Annotated in this window: 9 protein-coding genes and 6 pseudogenes; 11 read left to right on the top strand and 4 right to left on the bottom strand. The window is 59.7% G+C overall.

Translation table 11 applies throughout. The features are described from left to right. The first annotated feature begins 15 nt into the window (after window positions 1-15). The 8 genes from ACFXS9_RS22135 (at window position 16) to ACFXS9_RS22100 (ending at window position 7749) form a co-directional block, all read left to right on the top strand. On the top strand, window positions 16-330 hold the full coding sequence (locus ACFXS9_RS22135; protein ID WP_392700346.1) for a hypothetical protein: 315 nt from the start codon (window positions 16-18) through the stop codon (window positions 328-330). Further along, window positions 306-1034 carry a M24 family metallopeptidase gene (locus ACFXS9_RS22130; protein ID WP_392692037.1) on the top strand — a complete coding sequence of 243 codons (729 nt, stop codon included), beginning with the start codon at window positions 306-308 and terminating at the stop codon, window positions 1032-1034. The genes ACFXS9_RS22135 and ACFXS9_RS22130 overlap by 25 nt, the downstream gene beginning before the upstream one ends. 10 nt (window positions 1035-1044) lie before the next feature. Further along, window positions 1045-1806 (top strand): aspartate/glutamate racemase family protein, encoded by a 762-nt coding sequence (locus tag ACFXS9_RS22125; RefSeq protein WP_392692034.1) that lies wholly within the window; start codon window positions 1045-1047, stop codon window positions 1804-1806. A 71-nt stretch (window positions 1807-1877) separates the two neighbouring features. Continuing rightward, window positions 1878-2615 carry an ABC transporter permease gene (locus tag ACFXS9_RS22120; RefSeq protein WP_392692032.1) on the top strand — a complete coding sequence of 246 codons (738 nt, stop codon included), beginning with the start codon at window positions 1878-1880 and terminating at the stop codon, window positions 2613-2615. Beyond that, on the top strand, window positions 2612-3604 hold the full coding sequence (locus ACFXS9_RS22115; protein WP_392692030.1) for an ABC transporter substrate-binding protein: 993 nt from the start codon (window positions 2612-2614) through the stop codon (window positions 3602-3604). Before ACFXS9_RS22120 ends, ACFXS9_RS22115 begins: the two co-directional genes overlap by 4 nt. Before the next feature lie 7 nt (window positions 3605-3611). Next, entirely contained in the window at window positions 3612-4376 is a 765-nt protein-coding gene (locus tag ACFXS9_RS22110; RefSeq protein WP_392692027.1) for an ABC transporter ATP-binding protein, read from the top strand. A gap of 116 nt (window positions 4377-4492) precedes the next feature. Next, window positions 4493-5971: a gamma-glutamyltransferase gene (locus tag ACFXS9_RS22105; RefSeq protein WP_392692024.1), complete on the top strand. Its 1479-nt coding sequence runs from the start codon at window positions 4493-4495 to the stop codon at window positions 5969-5971. A 116-nt stretch (window positions 5972-6087) separates the two neighbouring features. After that, the gene (locus ACFXS9_RS22100) at window positions 6088-7749 is read left to right on the top strand and encodes an ABC transporter substrate-binding protein (RefSeq protein WP_392692022.1); all 1662 of its coding nucleotides are present in this window, start codon (window positions 6088-6090) and stop codon (window positions 7747-7749) included. 1230 nt (window positions 7750-8979) lie between these two features. Here ACFXS9_RS22100 and ACFXS9_RS22095 read toward each other — a convergent pair. Then, window positions 8980-9300: pseudogene (locus ACFXS9_RS22095) on the bottom strand (ATP-binding protein); the annotation flags it as partial. 116 nt (window positions 9301-9416) lie between these two features. Between ACFXS9_RS22095 and istA the strand changes: the two are divergent. Continuing rightward, window positions 9417-10941 (top strand): annotated as a pseudogene (gene istA, locus ACFXS9_RS22090) (IS21 family transposase). Between the two features lie 19 nt (window positions 10942-10960). Further along, window positions 10961-11678, top strand: a pseudogene (gene istB, locus ACFXS9_RS22085) (IS21-like element helper ATPase IstB). Window positions 11679-11816: 138 nt separating this feature from the next. Here the strand turns inward: istB and ACFXS9_RS22080 are convergent. Together ACFXS9_RS22080 and ACFXS9_RS22075 are read right to left on the bottom strand one after the other, a co-directional pair. Continuing rightward, window positions 11817-12004, bottom strand: a pseudogene (locus tag ACFXS9_RS22080) (ATP-binding protein); the annotation flags it as partial. A gap of 67 nt (window positions 12005-12071) precedes the next feature. Continuing rightward, a pseudogene (locus tag ACFXS9_RS22075) lies at window positions 12072-12728 on the bottom strand (IS21 family transposase); the annotation flags it as partial. A gap of 46 nt (window positions 12729-12774) precedes the next feature. Here ACFXS9_RS22075 and ACFXS9_RS22070 point away from each other — a divergent pair. After that, window positions 12775-13026, top strand: coding sequence for a hypothetical protein (locus ACFXS9_RS22070; RefSeq protein WP_392692020.1), 252 nt, complete (start codon window positions 12775-12777; stop codon window positions 13024-13026). Window positions 13027-13171: 145 nt separating this feature from the next. On the opposite strand, the pseudogene ACFXS9_RS22065 reads toward ACFXS9_RS22070, so the two are convergent. Then, window positions 13172-13377, bottom strand: a pseudogene (locus tag ACFXS9_RS22065) (alanine dehydrogenase); the annotation flags it as partial. Window positions 13378-13470: the final 93 nt, after the last annotated feature.

The following is a 13470-nucleotide window of genomic DNA, read 5'->3' as shown; positions in this document are numbered from 1 at the left end:
GTTCTACACCCCCAGATGGTGGTGGTTAGTCAGCGCCAAGAAGAGCCGATTTGGATCGGCCGCGGCATGGATGCCGTCGGGGCAAAGTTTACCGCTTTTCTCGCTACGAAGAACGTCGTTCCCTATCCGGATAAGTACGTCGGCTCATCCGAACTTCATCCATTGCAGTTCGTCAGCGAGGAGCTCCAGCGTCGCAGCTGGGATCGCGGCAGGATCGGTGTCGAAACTGACGACTACTATTACACAGCCAAGTGGGACGCGATCCTTAAAAGAATCTTCCGAATGCCGAATTCGTCGACGCGTTCTTGCTGGTCAATCGCTGCCGGATGACAAAATCCGAACGCGAGCTCGAGTACATGCGTCAAGCGGGCCGCATTGCTGCTGCAGCTCAGCAGGCCGCATTTGACGCAGCGCGACCCGGAGTCCGCCAGTGCGACGTTATGGCCGAAGTCTACCGTGTCACGACGGCGGGACTGCCTGAGTTCGGTGGAACGTTTCCGTGCAAGCCACCCAATGCCATGGTGGGTGAATATTGTACGGCGCCGCACTTGTCGTGGACTGATGCGCCACTGGTCAGAAACGATCTATTCTACATCGAGCTCGGCGGCGTAAGGCATCGGTATCACTCGCCTCTTTCCCGGTGCATCTACCTTGGCAAGCCCACCGAGCGAATGGCTTTCACCGCCAAGGTGATCGCCGAGGGACTGAATGCCGTGCTCGAGAACGTCCGGCCCGGTGTGGTGTGTGAAGAGCTGGCTGCCGCGTGGAAGGCGGTAATCTCACGATACGGCGTTGAGAAGGAAAGCCGAATTGGCTACCCGGTCGGAATTGGATACCCCCCAACTTGGGGCGAGCTTACCGCCAGTATCCGCGCTGGCGATCGGACTGAACTGGAGCCAAACATGACGTTCCACTGCATTCCGGCGATCTGGACCGAGGACTTCGGTGTGGTGATTTCAGAGACGTTTGCGGTGACGGGGCGAGGCGCCGATGTCTTTGCCGATTTTCCCCGCGAAGTCCTGTCCAAAAGCTGAGGGGCTCCTAATGGAACGTGGTTTGCTTAAAGGAGGGCATAACGTATATGGTCATCGGATTGGGATCCTGATGATCGAAGGCCGATTTCCGCGTCCACCCGGTGCGATCGGAAATGCGTCATCTTTCCCATTCCCGGTGATGCACCACGTCGTAAAGGGATGTTCGGGCAACCGAACCGTACGCGATCTTGCTGCCCTCGATCCCGAAAGCAACGAGTTCCGAAAGGCGATAGAGCCTTGGATTGACGGTGCTCGTTACCTCGAGGATCAGGGCTGCCAGGCCATTACGACGTCGTGCGGCTTTGCCATTCTGTTTCAGCAGCATTTGCTCGAGGCGGTCAGTATTCCGGTATTCTCGTCATCACTCATGTTGGTGCCCTTCGTCGCGGCTACCCTGAGAAAAGGACGTCGCGTCGGCGTGATTACCGCCGATGCAGCAAGCCTATCTGCACGCCATTTTCGTGCAGCGGCTATTGATCCCACGAGAATCCACGTTGTAGGGATGGATGGATGTCCGGAGTTTGCCGCAACGGCTTGGGACGACAAGACGACCTTAAACTTTGTTCGCATCAGCAACGAAGTGGTTACGGTCGCCAAGCGACTGATTGACGAGGCTTCCGATACAGGAGCTCTCCTCCTGGAATGTTCGTTGCTGCCGCCCTATGCGGCAGCGGTCCAGGCAGAAACTGGCCTGCCAGTGTTTGATTTCACCCATTTGGTGTCTCTCGTTCATAATGCGTGCGCGCGGACGCCTTTTTCGGGTCTGCTCTGATGCTTAGCCGGATCATATCTTTCCTCTATCCCGTCAGTACGCTCGTCGCGTTACGGGATTGGTACGCCGCAGTGAAGATCTTACGCGTCCCACCTTATCTCCTGCCTTTGCCCGGTAACGTTATCCAGCGCATGAGAGAAGATTTTTGGTTTCTGCTTCATCACAGCTGGATCACCATCTACATCACCCTTGGCGGATTTCTGCTATCTATTGCCATCGGTGTGCCGCTCGCGATCGTTTTGGTCGCATCGCGGACACTTGAACGCGCGGTGATGCCGTGGCTGATCCTTAGCCAGACGTTTCCCAAGGTCGCTTTGGCGCCACTCATCGTGGTGTGGTTCGGCCTAGGGCTCGGGCCGAAATTCGTGATTGAGTTCCTGGTCGCTTTTTTTCCTGTTCTGATCTCTACCATCGTAGGCCTCCGGAGCACTGAGCGCGAGATGATTGAGCTCGCGAATTCTGTTCGCGCCAACACCCTCCAGATGTTCTTCCACTTTCGACTCCCGACGGCCCTGCCGAATATTTTCGCCGGCATGAAGGTTTCGATCGATTTTTCCGTGGTCGGCGCAGTGATCGCCGAATGGGTAGGAGCCAATTCGGGACTTGGCTATCTGTTACTGCAGGCCAATGCCAACCTAGATACGAGACTGTTGTTCTCCGTGTTGGTGATGCTGCTGATTATTGGTGTAGTGCTGTACTACTTGGTCGAATTTGTCGAGCAACTAATCATACCTGGCACAGCACGATACGTCTGCAGAACATGGCGGCGTGATCTTCCTAACGCATCGACACAAGAGCGGGCACAATGAAGAACATCTCAAGGCGGACTGTCGCATTTGGAGCGGGGACGTTCGCTCTATCGGGGCCATTCGTCAGGCGAGCGAAGGCATCTAGGCCGATCAGTTTCAGGCTCGATTGGGCGATCTACGGCTCGCATGCGCCATTCTATTTGGCGCTACAAGAGAAGATGTACGAGAAGGCTGGGTTGGACGTTAGCATCGGCGAGGGCCAGGGCTCGGCCACCGTCGCCAAAATCGTAGGGCAGGGCAATGACCCGGTCGGCTTTCTCGATTTCACCAGCACCATTAGGGCTGTCGAACAGGGCATTCCGCTGGTTGCGATTGGGCGGGTGATTTCGAACGTCATGTGCGTCATTAGTCACGCGGACGCGCCCATCCGCACGCCCAAGGAGCTCGAAGGCAAGGTCGTTGCGTATGCACCTACCGAGAGCACTGGCCAGATGCTTCCTGCATTGTTGCAACGATCCAATGTCGATGCTGGCAAGATTAACGTGCTCGATCCAGCAACAGGCGCAAAGAATGCGTTGTTTCTGCGGAGGCGGGCCGACGCCATCCCGGCCAACGTGAATGTCCAAATCGCGCAACTCGAGGACCAGGACGCCAAGCTCAACCACTTCCTATTCAGCGAATTCGGCGTCGAAATGATGAACAATGGAATCGTGGCGAACGCCAATTGGGTTCGGCAGAATCGCGATGCTGCCAAGGCGTTCGTTCGCATCTCGCTGGATGCGTTCATGGCTTCCAAAGAGGACCCCGATAAAGCCATCGACCTCCTCATCAAGCGGGTGCCACAACAGGCGCGCTACAGAAATGTTGTACGCCGACAACTCGACCTGACGTTTCCGTCTCTCGGTACACGCAATACGAAGGGCACGCCGCTTGGCTTCATGGCCGATCAGGATTGGCGCGAGACACAGGAACTGCTGCTAAAATATGGAGGACTTTCGAGGGCGGTTGAGCTGAGCAAGCTCTATACAAACGATTTGGTCAAGATCTGAGCGTGCTATGGCTCAGTCGATCACAGTACGCCGTGTCTCGAAAGCATTCGGCGCCGGCAAGGGCAAAGTTGAGGCCTTGCGGGACGTCGATATCGAGGTAAGCGCCGGCGAGTTCGTCGCCATCGTCGGCAGCTCGGGATGTGGAAAATCTACACTGTTGCGTCTCGTTGGTGGCTTAATGGCGCCGACAAGTGGACAAGTTCTGATCGGCGGCAAAGTGGTAGCTGAGCCTTCTCCGGGTATTGGAATCGTATTTCAGACTCCCGTCCTTCTCCCATGGCGGACCGTACAGCAGAATGTTCAGCTACCCCTAGACATTCAACGATCTGGCAAAGAGCCAAAACTAATTGAGGAGTTGCTCGCCCTGGTCGGCCTCCAAGGTTTCGAACTGAGTAGGCCCTACGAGTTATCCGGTGGTATGCAACAGCGGGTGGCACTATGCCGAGCTCTAGTGACGAATCCGTCGTTGCTCCTGATGGACGAGCCGTTCGGTGCTCTCGACGCACTGACCCGGGAGCAGATGAATCGCGAGCTCCAGCGGATCTGGATGGAGACTGGAAAGACCGTCCTTCTGATCACGCACAGCATCACCGAGTCCGTCATGCTGGCTGATCGGGTCGTGGTAATGACGCCGCGGCCAGGAAGCATCCAGGAGACCATCAAAATTGGGCTCCCACGGCCCCGTAGTTTCTCTTCTCTGCGCGACCCAGAGTTTCTTAGGGCGCGCGAGCGCATACGTATGTTGATGAATGCATCTGGTTTTATGGAGTAGCGACTGTGAACGCAACAATTCAACGCGAACCCTTCCGGTCGCATCGGCCCGTGGTGATGGGCGACCGCGGAATGGTTGTGGCTGGTCATCCCAAAGCGTCCGAAGCAGGAGCGGCCATGCTGCGCAATGGCGGGAACGCGATGGACGCGGCGATTTCGGCCGCTGCGACGCTCGCCATCGCAATTCCCTTCATGAACGGCCTCGGAGGAGACGCCATCGCCCTTCACGCGATGCCGGGCGGTGATGTCACCGCGATCAATGGCTCCGGTGCAACGCCGCGCGCCACGTCTGTGGCTACCTTGCGCAGCCGCGGTCTGACCGCAATGCCACAGCGAGGTCCTGTCCCGGTTACGGTCCCCGGCGTGGTCGCAGCCTGGGGTGAGGCACTCGATCGGTTTGGCAGTCGGCCTCTGGCGGAAGTTCTTGAGCCGGCGATTTCTCTAGCCGAGCAGGGCGTTGCGCTCGACGTCTCGGCCGTGGAGTTCTTCAATGGTGCCGAGTACGCGGCTCTCGTCAGCGAGTTCCCCGCACTTGCCGTCAAATTCGGTCCAGCGGGCGGACGCCGCCTCGGCGAGCGTTTGAAGCAGCTCAGCGCTGCCAAGACGATGCGGGTCCTAGCCAAACACGGATGGCGATCATTTTACTCGGGCGATCTTGCCCGCCAATGGCTAGCCGAAGCACGCGAACAGGGCGTAATGATTGAATCGGAGGACCTCGCGGCGCACGCGACGTTATTCCAGCGCGCACTGTCGACGACGTGGCGAGGGTTGCAAGTGTATGTGGCGCCCCCGAATTCTCAAGGCCTAGCGCTGCTCGCGATGCTCGGCCTATCCGAAGTTCAGCCAGCTCCGCCGCCGTCCGACAGTTCGGATCCGTGCATCGACCCCATCGTCTATCTGAGGCGGAAAACCGCCGCATTTGCGATGCGCGATGCTTACTGTGCCGACCAACGAAGAATCCGTTTGCCGCCAGACCTCCTCTCGCCCGATCGATTACGGACATTGACGCTCGATGCAGGGCCTGCCATGAGCGTTGCGGGCGGTGGCGACACGTCAACATTGGTCGTTGTAGACGCTGCGGGCCGCGCCGTGTCTTGGGTTCAATCGTTGTTCGAGGCTTTCGGCTCGGGCATCGTCTGCCCGAGTCACGGGCTCGTCCTGCATAATCGCGCCATGCTCGAGCGCCTTGATGATGATCCAGTGCGAGGTCTGCGTGGTGGGTTTCGCCCCTTTCATACACTCTGCCCGGCTTTGGTGACCGGGAAGAGGGGCGTGGAGCTTGCCATAGCTACGCCGGGGGACCATGGCCAGCCGCAATCCTTGTTCCAAGTCATGCGGCGCCACTTCGAGCAGGGGCTCGACATACAGTCCGCTATTGAGTGGCCCCGTCTACGCCATGACGCCGGCCGCGACGTGATGCTGGAGAGCAGATGTCCGTCCAACTGGGACTCTGCCCTGACGAACGCCGGCTGGGCAGTAAGGCGAGTCGATAGCTGGTCCCGTCTCATGGGTGGAGTCAATGCGATCCGAAGAACCGAAGGCCAGCTGTTGGGCGGCGCGGATCCGCGGCGGTCCTCGTACGCGATTGCGGAGTAATTGAAGGATAGCGGATTTGGGGGGGGCGGGCGCTGTGCCAAGGCAAGCAGATGCCGTGCGTGATCTATGAGTAAGAATGCGAGTGAACGATTTACCTATAACCGAGAGGAATCGCCATGAGACGAAATGTTAGCTTGCTCGACTATATTCGTTCCGCTCTCACACCGCTCGAGAACCATCTGATCGACGGATACGTCGACGGCCGCGTGGGCCGCCGAGAGTTCTTGCGGCACGGCAGCTTGCTTGGCCTGTCGCTGCCTTTTCTTGCGCGAGTTACACTGGCCGCTGGCTTCGGAGCAGCACCGTCGGTGGTCAGGGCCGCCGTCCAACCGGGCGCCACGATCCGCGTCGCATGCAATACGCCGACGAGCGAGATCGACCCAACACGGGGACCCTTCCTCTCGATGGTGTTGCTCCAGCAGGTCGGGGAGTTCCTCTGTATCGACGGGCCGGACCTCGTGCTTAGGCCCTGCCTTGCGACAAGCTGGAAGCCTAATCAGGACGGCAGCGTCTGGACGTTCACCCTGCGTAAGGGGGCCAAGTTCCATTCTGGCGGCGAGATGAAGGCTGATGATGTGGTCGCCACAATCGACCGCTTGGCCGATCCGAAAAATCCCGGGAATGCGCTCACGTTCTTCAAGGGCGTCCTGCAGAAGGGCGGTACCCGAAAGGTGGACGACTACACGGTGGAGTTCCATCTCGACGCTCCGAACGGCAACTTCCCCTATTTGGTGTCCTCCGGCAACTTCAACGTCATCATTCTGCCGGCGAGCTATGCCGGCGATTTCGAGAAGACCTGGGACGGCACTGGCCCGTTCAAGATCGACAAGTACATCCGGAACGTCGGCGCGAGCTTTGTGCGCAATGATGATTACTGGGGACCGAAGGTGTTACCGGAGAGGATAGAATTTACCTTCTTCGCGGATGTCCGGCCGCAAATCCTCGCGATGCAAGCAGGGCAGATAGACATCATCAACAAGCTTCCCGCATTTGCAGGTGTGGCGCTGCTGAACGATCCAACTGTCGAGGTCATTAGTCTAAAATCAGCCGCACATCAGCCAGTCCACATGCGCTGCGACATGGACCCGTTCAAAGATCCGCGAGTCCGTCAGGCGGTGGCGCTGTGTCTCGATCGCGAGAAGCTCGTGACGGGCCTGATGAAGGGGCGCGCCGCGATCGGCAACGACAGCCCGTTCGCCCCAGCCTATCCCTCGGCCGACCCGGCTGTGGCGCAGCGCAAGCAGGACATCCGCAAGGCCAAAGAGTTGATGCAGGCGGCGGGACTGGAGAAGGGCTTGCAGCTGACGCTTACGACCTCGCAATATCTCGAAATTCCAGCCTATGCGCAGCTCATCCAGAGCTGGGTGAAGGAGATTGGCGTCGACCTCAAGCTCAACATCATAGATCGGACCTCCTTTTACGGCGATGAGAAACTCGGCACGTCTCCCTGGCGCGACTCAGTGATAGGCATCGGCGATTTCGGTCACCGCGGAGTGCCGAACATCTACCTTTCAGGGAACCTGAAGAGCGACGGTCCCTGGAACGCCTCGCAGTTCAAGAACAGCGAATATGACGCGCTTGCCAAGAGCTACGTCGCCGCGCTCGATCTCGAGGGGCAGCGGGCGGTTGCAGGCAAAATCCAGCGTCTACTGCTTCAAGAAACGCCGATGCTCTACGGCTATTTCTCCGACCACCTAACCGTGACTAAGAAGGGCGTCGTCGGTGTCCAGCCGACCGCTATGGGGCAGCTATTTCTGCAGGGTGCGGGAAAAGCATAAAGTACGTTCGAAGAGCGAGTACGAGACGGCCCGCCAGGCGTTCGTCTCGCCGCTCAGCAGGACCTGTTGAGCCACTTCCTTGCGCTTTTCATCGGGGGCACCTTTCGTGCTGAGCCTGCTCGTGTTCTTGCCGGGCAGTTCAGTCCGGCAATGTTGGCCAAACTACCCGTGGACAGTTGGCGGATCAACTGGATGCCGTGGGGACACTAGTCGTCATCTGTATGAGCTCTCCTAAAGCCGCGTAACCCCATGGCAAGCAATGACGCCGCCGCAAAACCCAGAACCAACGCCAAGTAATTTTCGTTGCGTTTTTCCGCTTGAGGTCCTTCTTTAGCACCACACTCTGCCATGTAATAGAAGGATCACCGGCGGCTCTGTCATGCTCGACGGCGCCGATGTGATACGACTCGGATCCGAGCGCTAGGGTCCTACCGGCAAGAACGCGCTCGATGGAAAACCCCAGCAAAGCGCTGCCCCGTTCGCTGAAGGCTGGTCTTTTGGCGCGGTGGGTGCCTCACCGGCCGTGCGCGAGCTCGAAACTTCAAGATGCACTGATCCGCTGCATCAGCTTTCAGGCAGGATGTCGGTGCAGGCGATGACGTCCCGAAGGACAGAGCGATGACGATGATTCCCGTCCTCTCGAAGGTACAGAGCCTGACTATTGCGAGGAGCACGATAACGTTTGATGGTATCGTCAATTCGCCTCGATCAGGCGCGAGACGATGTCTTGATGATTCCTCGAAAATAGCCGGTGGCCGCGAGCGGTACCACCTCCATCCAGGGTCGCCCGAAGGTCTCGAACTTGAGATTGCCGCGCGAACCAACGTGACCCGGGAAAAGATATCTCGGCCGAGTTGGTCAGTGCCGAACGCCGTTCTGCCGAGGACGCGGAGAGCGTTCAGCACGTCCCGGCCAGCAGGTCCTTGGTACCAGTTGGCGGCCGAAAAACGTACACACCCTGATGACGAGCTAGCGATCGCCCGCGTGTCGAACAGCGGTGTTCACAAGTAGCGGCGCGTCTTGGTCTTCGTAGTCGCCATCTTGCCGATTGATTCCGGCCCGGCCCCACTCGCCGCAAGGTGGCTGCATGATCTGGCGTTCTCCGCGCCAGGTGATAGCACAAAAGGCGCCGCCGCGACCGCGCGGACCGCTGTCATTTTCAGCAATGAGGGCGTGTTTGCGCTGGCGAGCTCGCTGGTGTTGGCGAGTCACTCGGTGCGCGTGCATTCGGCGGTCCTCGAGGACTTCCAGGAGATCGCGCCGCTCGGTGACGGTGAGCACCGACAGTCCCCAATCGTCCAATATCAGAAGCTGGGCGCAGCCAAGGGTTTTAAGCAAACGGCATAACGTCCATCTCCTCGCGCGAGCGCCAGCGCTTCGAACAATCTTGGGACGCGATGGTAGAGAACCGAGCGATTGCCGCAGCAGGCCTTTTGGCCGAGGGCACACGCTAACCAACTTTTGCCCAATCCGGTCGCTTCGGTTATCAGCAATTTCGTGGCGATCGATCCAGTCGCCGCTGACGAGCTTGGCGAAGACGGCCCGATCAATACGTGCGGAATCCGAGGCAAAGCGGCCACCCTGTTGATAGGGTGAGGCGGGGCGGGTTGTCGGCAATCTGAACGGGGCAAGGTCCTTCTTTTGCGGTCCACGCAATGGGAGGTCTGATGCCCGCCGAGAGATTGCCGATGCGGAAGATTCGAGAAGTTCTGCGCCTGAAGTATACCTGTGGGGTGAGCGATCGGGTGATCGCTCGCTCGGTCGGGATCGGCCGCACGGCAATCGCGGAATATGTCCGCCGCGCCGCGGTGATCGGCGTCACCTGGTCGATACCGGAAGAGCTCGACGACACTGCGCTGGAGCGCAAGCTGTTCGCGCCGGCCGGCTACAACCCACCGCGATCGAAGCCGGCTCCGGAGTGAGGACACATCCATGCCGAGCTGCGCCGCCGCGGCGTGACGATGTTGCTGCTGTGGGAGGAATATCGCGGCATCATCCCGGCGGCTACGGCTACAGCCGGTTCTGCGATCTTTACGTCGAATGGCGCCACGGGATCACGGCGACCATGCGGCAGACCCACGCGGCCGGCGAAAAGCTGTTCGTGGACTTCGCCGGCGATACCGTGCCGGTGTGTTCGACGGGCTCACCGGGGACCGCGCCGCCAAGGTCTTCGTCGCGGTCATGGGAGCGTCGAATTACACCTTCGCCCAAGCCCGGTTCAGCGAGGCGCTGCCGGACTGGATCGGCGCCCATGTGGATGCGCTCAGCTTCCTGGGCGGAGTGCGCTCGTCTGCGACAATCTGAAGGCCGAGGTGACGGCGGTGAGCCGCTACGAGCCAGGCGTCAACCGGACCTACCAGGATCTCGCCGCCCATTACGGCACTACCATTATGCCGGCGCGGCCCCGCAAGACGCGCGATAAGGTGGAGGCGGCGGTTCTTATGGTCCAGCGATGGATTTTGGCGCGGCTGCGCAACCGGCGCTTCTTCTCGCTCGCAGAGTTGAACGTTGCGATCCGCATCCTGCTCGGCGAACTCAATGGCCGCCCGATGCGCAAGCTCAGTGCCAGCCGCCGCGAGTTCTTCGACACCATCGATCGTCCTGCCCTGATGCCGCTGCCGGCCGAGCCGTATCAGTACGCCGAATGGCGTCGTGCCCGTGTGGCGCCGGATACCATGTCGAAGTTCAAGGGCACTTCTACTCGGTGCCATCCCGCATGATCCGTCAGGTCGTCGAGGTGCGGGCCACCGAAGCTACCATCGAGGTGTTCCATCGCGGTACCCGCATCGCCCGCCACGCACGCTCGGGCGTGAAGCGCCGCCATACCACGATCCCCGAGCACATGCCGAGCGCGCATCGCCGATACGCGTTCTGGACGCCGGCGCGTCTGCTGGCCGCCGCCGAGAAAGTCGGTCCGTCCACGATCGCACTGTGCGAGGCGATCATGCGGACGAAGCCCCATTCCGAGCAGGGCTTCCGATCCTGTCTCGGCATCCTGCGGTTGGAGAAGACCTATGGGACGCAACGTCTCGAAGCCGCATGCCGCCGCGGGATCAGCATTGGCGCAGCAGCTATCGGTCGATCGCCTCGATTCTCAAGACCGGCCTCGACAAGGCATTCCTTCCCGACACCACCCCCGATGCCGATCCCATCCTGCACGGCAACATCCGTGACCGCGGCTACTACCACTGACCTGCAAGAAGGAGAACGTATGTTTATCAACCACACCCACGAACGCCTCGTCGCTCTCGAGCTCGCCGGCATGGCTAACGCCTTCGACGATCAGCAACGCCAACCCGACGTCACCGCCCTCAACTTCGAGCAGCGGCTCGGCCTGATGATCGATCGCGAAGCGACCGAGCGGGAGAACAAAAGGCTCCTCGCGCGCCTGAAGGCCGCAATCGTCGAAGATATCGATCTGCGCGCACCGCGCAGCATCGATCGCGCCTTCTTTGCCAAGCTCGTCGATGGGGATTGGATCAGCCGCAAACAAGACTTGCTGATTACCGGGCCGACCGGCGTCGGCAAGAGCGGGATCGCCTGCGCGCTCGGCCACAAGACATGCCGCGACAATCGTTCCGTACTCTATCATCGTCTGCCAAGGCTGTTCGAAGCTCTGGCCCTTGCCCGCGGCGACGTATGCTACGCTCGGCTCCTTAAGACGCTATCGAGGGTCGATTTACTCATCCTGGACGATTGGGGCCTCGCCCCGCTTACCGGCGAGTAGCGCCGCGATCTCCTCGAAGTCATCGACGATCGCCGCCAGCGTGGATCGACGATCATCACCAGCCAGGTGCCGATCGAGCATTGGCCCGAGGTCATCGTCGACCATTGCCGATGCCATCCTCGATCGCCTCGTCCACAACGCTCACGTCTCATCCTCAAAGAGACAGCATGCGAAAAATAACTGCCCAACACGCAAATCTTGACGCCGCCCAAAAAAGCTGACCCAACTCCTCATGCCGGCAACGACACCCCGGCCGCCTTCGTCGGAACAGGTGGCCGCATTCGATCGGACCGCATGGTCGCGTTCAATTGGAATCCCTGGTCGCAATTCCTGGAATCCGCATACCCCGCGGCGTGCGCAAATCGACGTCCTCCACGCAGGCATTCTGGCGGAGTGCGGCCAGCTTGAGGTGCGTGGTGAGCCGCCTCGTGTCGCGTTCAGCGGCTTCCCGGTCGACCCCGATGCGATCTTCGAACGGCAAGCTTCGAGATCAGGTGATCGTCGCTGCTCCTCGAAGGCCTTGGCCATGCCGTCCAAACCGAGCTCGATCAGGCGTTCTTAGGTGGGGTGGGTGAGCATACAGGTCTCCTTGGCTTCAGTGGAAATAATCCCGGCCGCGGATGTTGCCGTGGCGCAGGGGTTGGTGTTCGGAGGGCTCGTCGAGAAAGGTGCGATCCAGGCCGTTCTGTAGGATGGAGCGGATCGAGGCGACGGATCGCGCCTTGATCAGAATGCCGCGCCGGCAGGCCGCGTCGACGCGCTCGGCGCGCTGTAGCTTTTGGGTAGCTTTTGGCCAGCGACAGAATGCCGAAGCAGGTGCGAAGCCTTGCTCAGGATGTGGCCGGGCCGCGATCACGGCCTGGAAGAAGGCGGCGGTCGACGGACCGATCCGCTCGCCGGCGGCGATCACTCTGGCGGGCGTCCATTGGCCGTAGCGCCGATGGGCGCTGGGCATGTGGTTGATGATGGTGGTGTGGCCCCGCCGGTTGGGTGCGCGGGCGTGGCTGGCGATCCTGCGGCCGTTGTGGAAGATCTCGACCTTCCTGTCATCGATGCGCGCATCGACGAGCTCACGGATAAGCCGATACGGCGCGGAATACCAGTGTCCGTCGATCTCGATAGTCGGGGCCGACCTGACATTGCTTCCAGGCGCGAAAGAGGAGGCCTGGTCCGGCAGATTTGTGAGCTTGGGCTTGTCGAGCTCGGCGAACAGTTCGGCGTGGCTGGCGACAAAGTCGCGCATCTGCCGGGCAGCGTGCTTCCTTGTCGATCGCTCAAAACCCATTCGCCGCCGGTCGATGGCAAAGGTCACCGCAGCAATCATCCTGCCGATAACAGGCGTGTCAGGAATGCTGCATGACCGGGGTCAAAATCGCGGAATTTCTGCGCGGCTATTCAAATCTATATCGCAGGTTTACATCGAAATGCTCTCTGATCAGGAGATTGCAATGAAGGTCGGCGTTCCCAAGGAAATCAAGGCGCACGAATATCGCGTGGGCCTGGAGTTAGATACCGAATATCGCATCTCAATGCATTCCAAGGCGCTCTAACATCGTCCGCGCAGATTGAAAGACCGAATGCTTTATCGAGATGCTGATGATGATCACGGCGATAGATCCGCAAAGAATGCCACTCCGAAAGAGTGGCCTTACAAGTCAGGTAGGAAAAGAAAAGACTTCCGGCAGACTTCTGGGATCAAGCCGCAGCTTGTTCTATCATGAGAAAGGCAGCCCCAGACTTTCGCCCACGGCCTTATAACTCAGCCGGCCTCGGTAGACGTTCAGGCCTGCGCAGATGAGGACTTTCGAGCACGGCTGCAAATCCATCGTTGGCGAGAGCCAAACCGAACGGCAGGTATCGTTGTTCAGCGCGTGGCTCGATGTGAGCGGAACAGCCCCGGGATTTTCGGGTATACGCGAGTAAGCCATGAAAACGTGCGCAAACGCATGCTTTCGCGGCGTTGCGCATCCGAGCGCTCGATAGCGTGCCTATAG

Source organism: Bradyrhizobium sp. RDI18 (genome assembly GCF_043203335.1).
In the GTDB taxonomy this organism is placed as follows: Bacteria; Pseudomonadota; Alphaproteobacteria; order Rhizobiales; family Xanthobacteraceae; genus Bradyrhizobium; species Bradyrhizobium retamae.
Note: the sequence above shows the minus strand (reverse complement) of the source record. Positions and strands in the feature narration are given on the sequence as shown.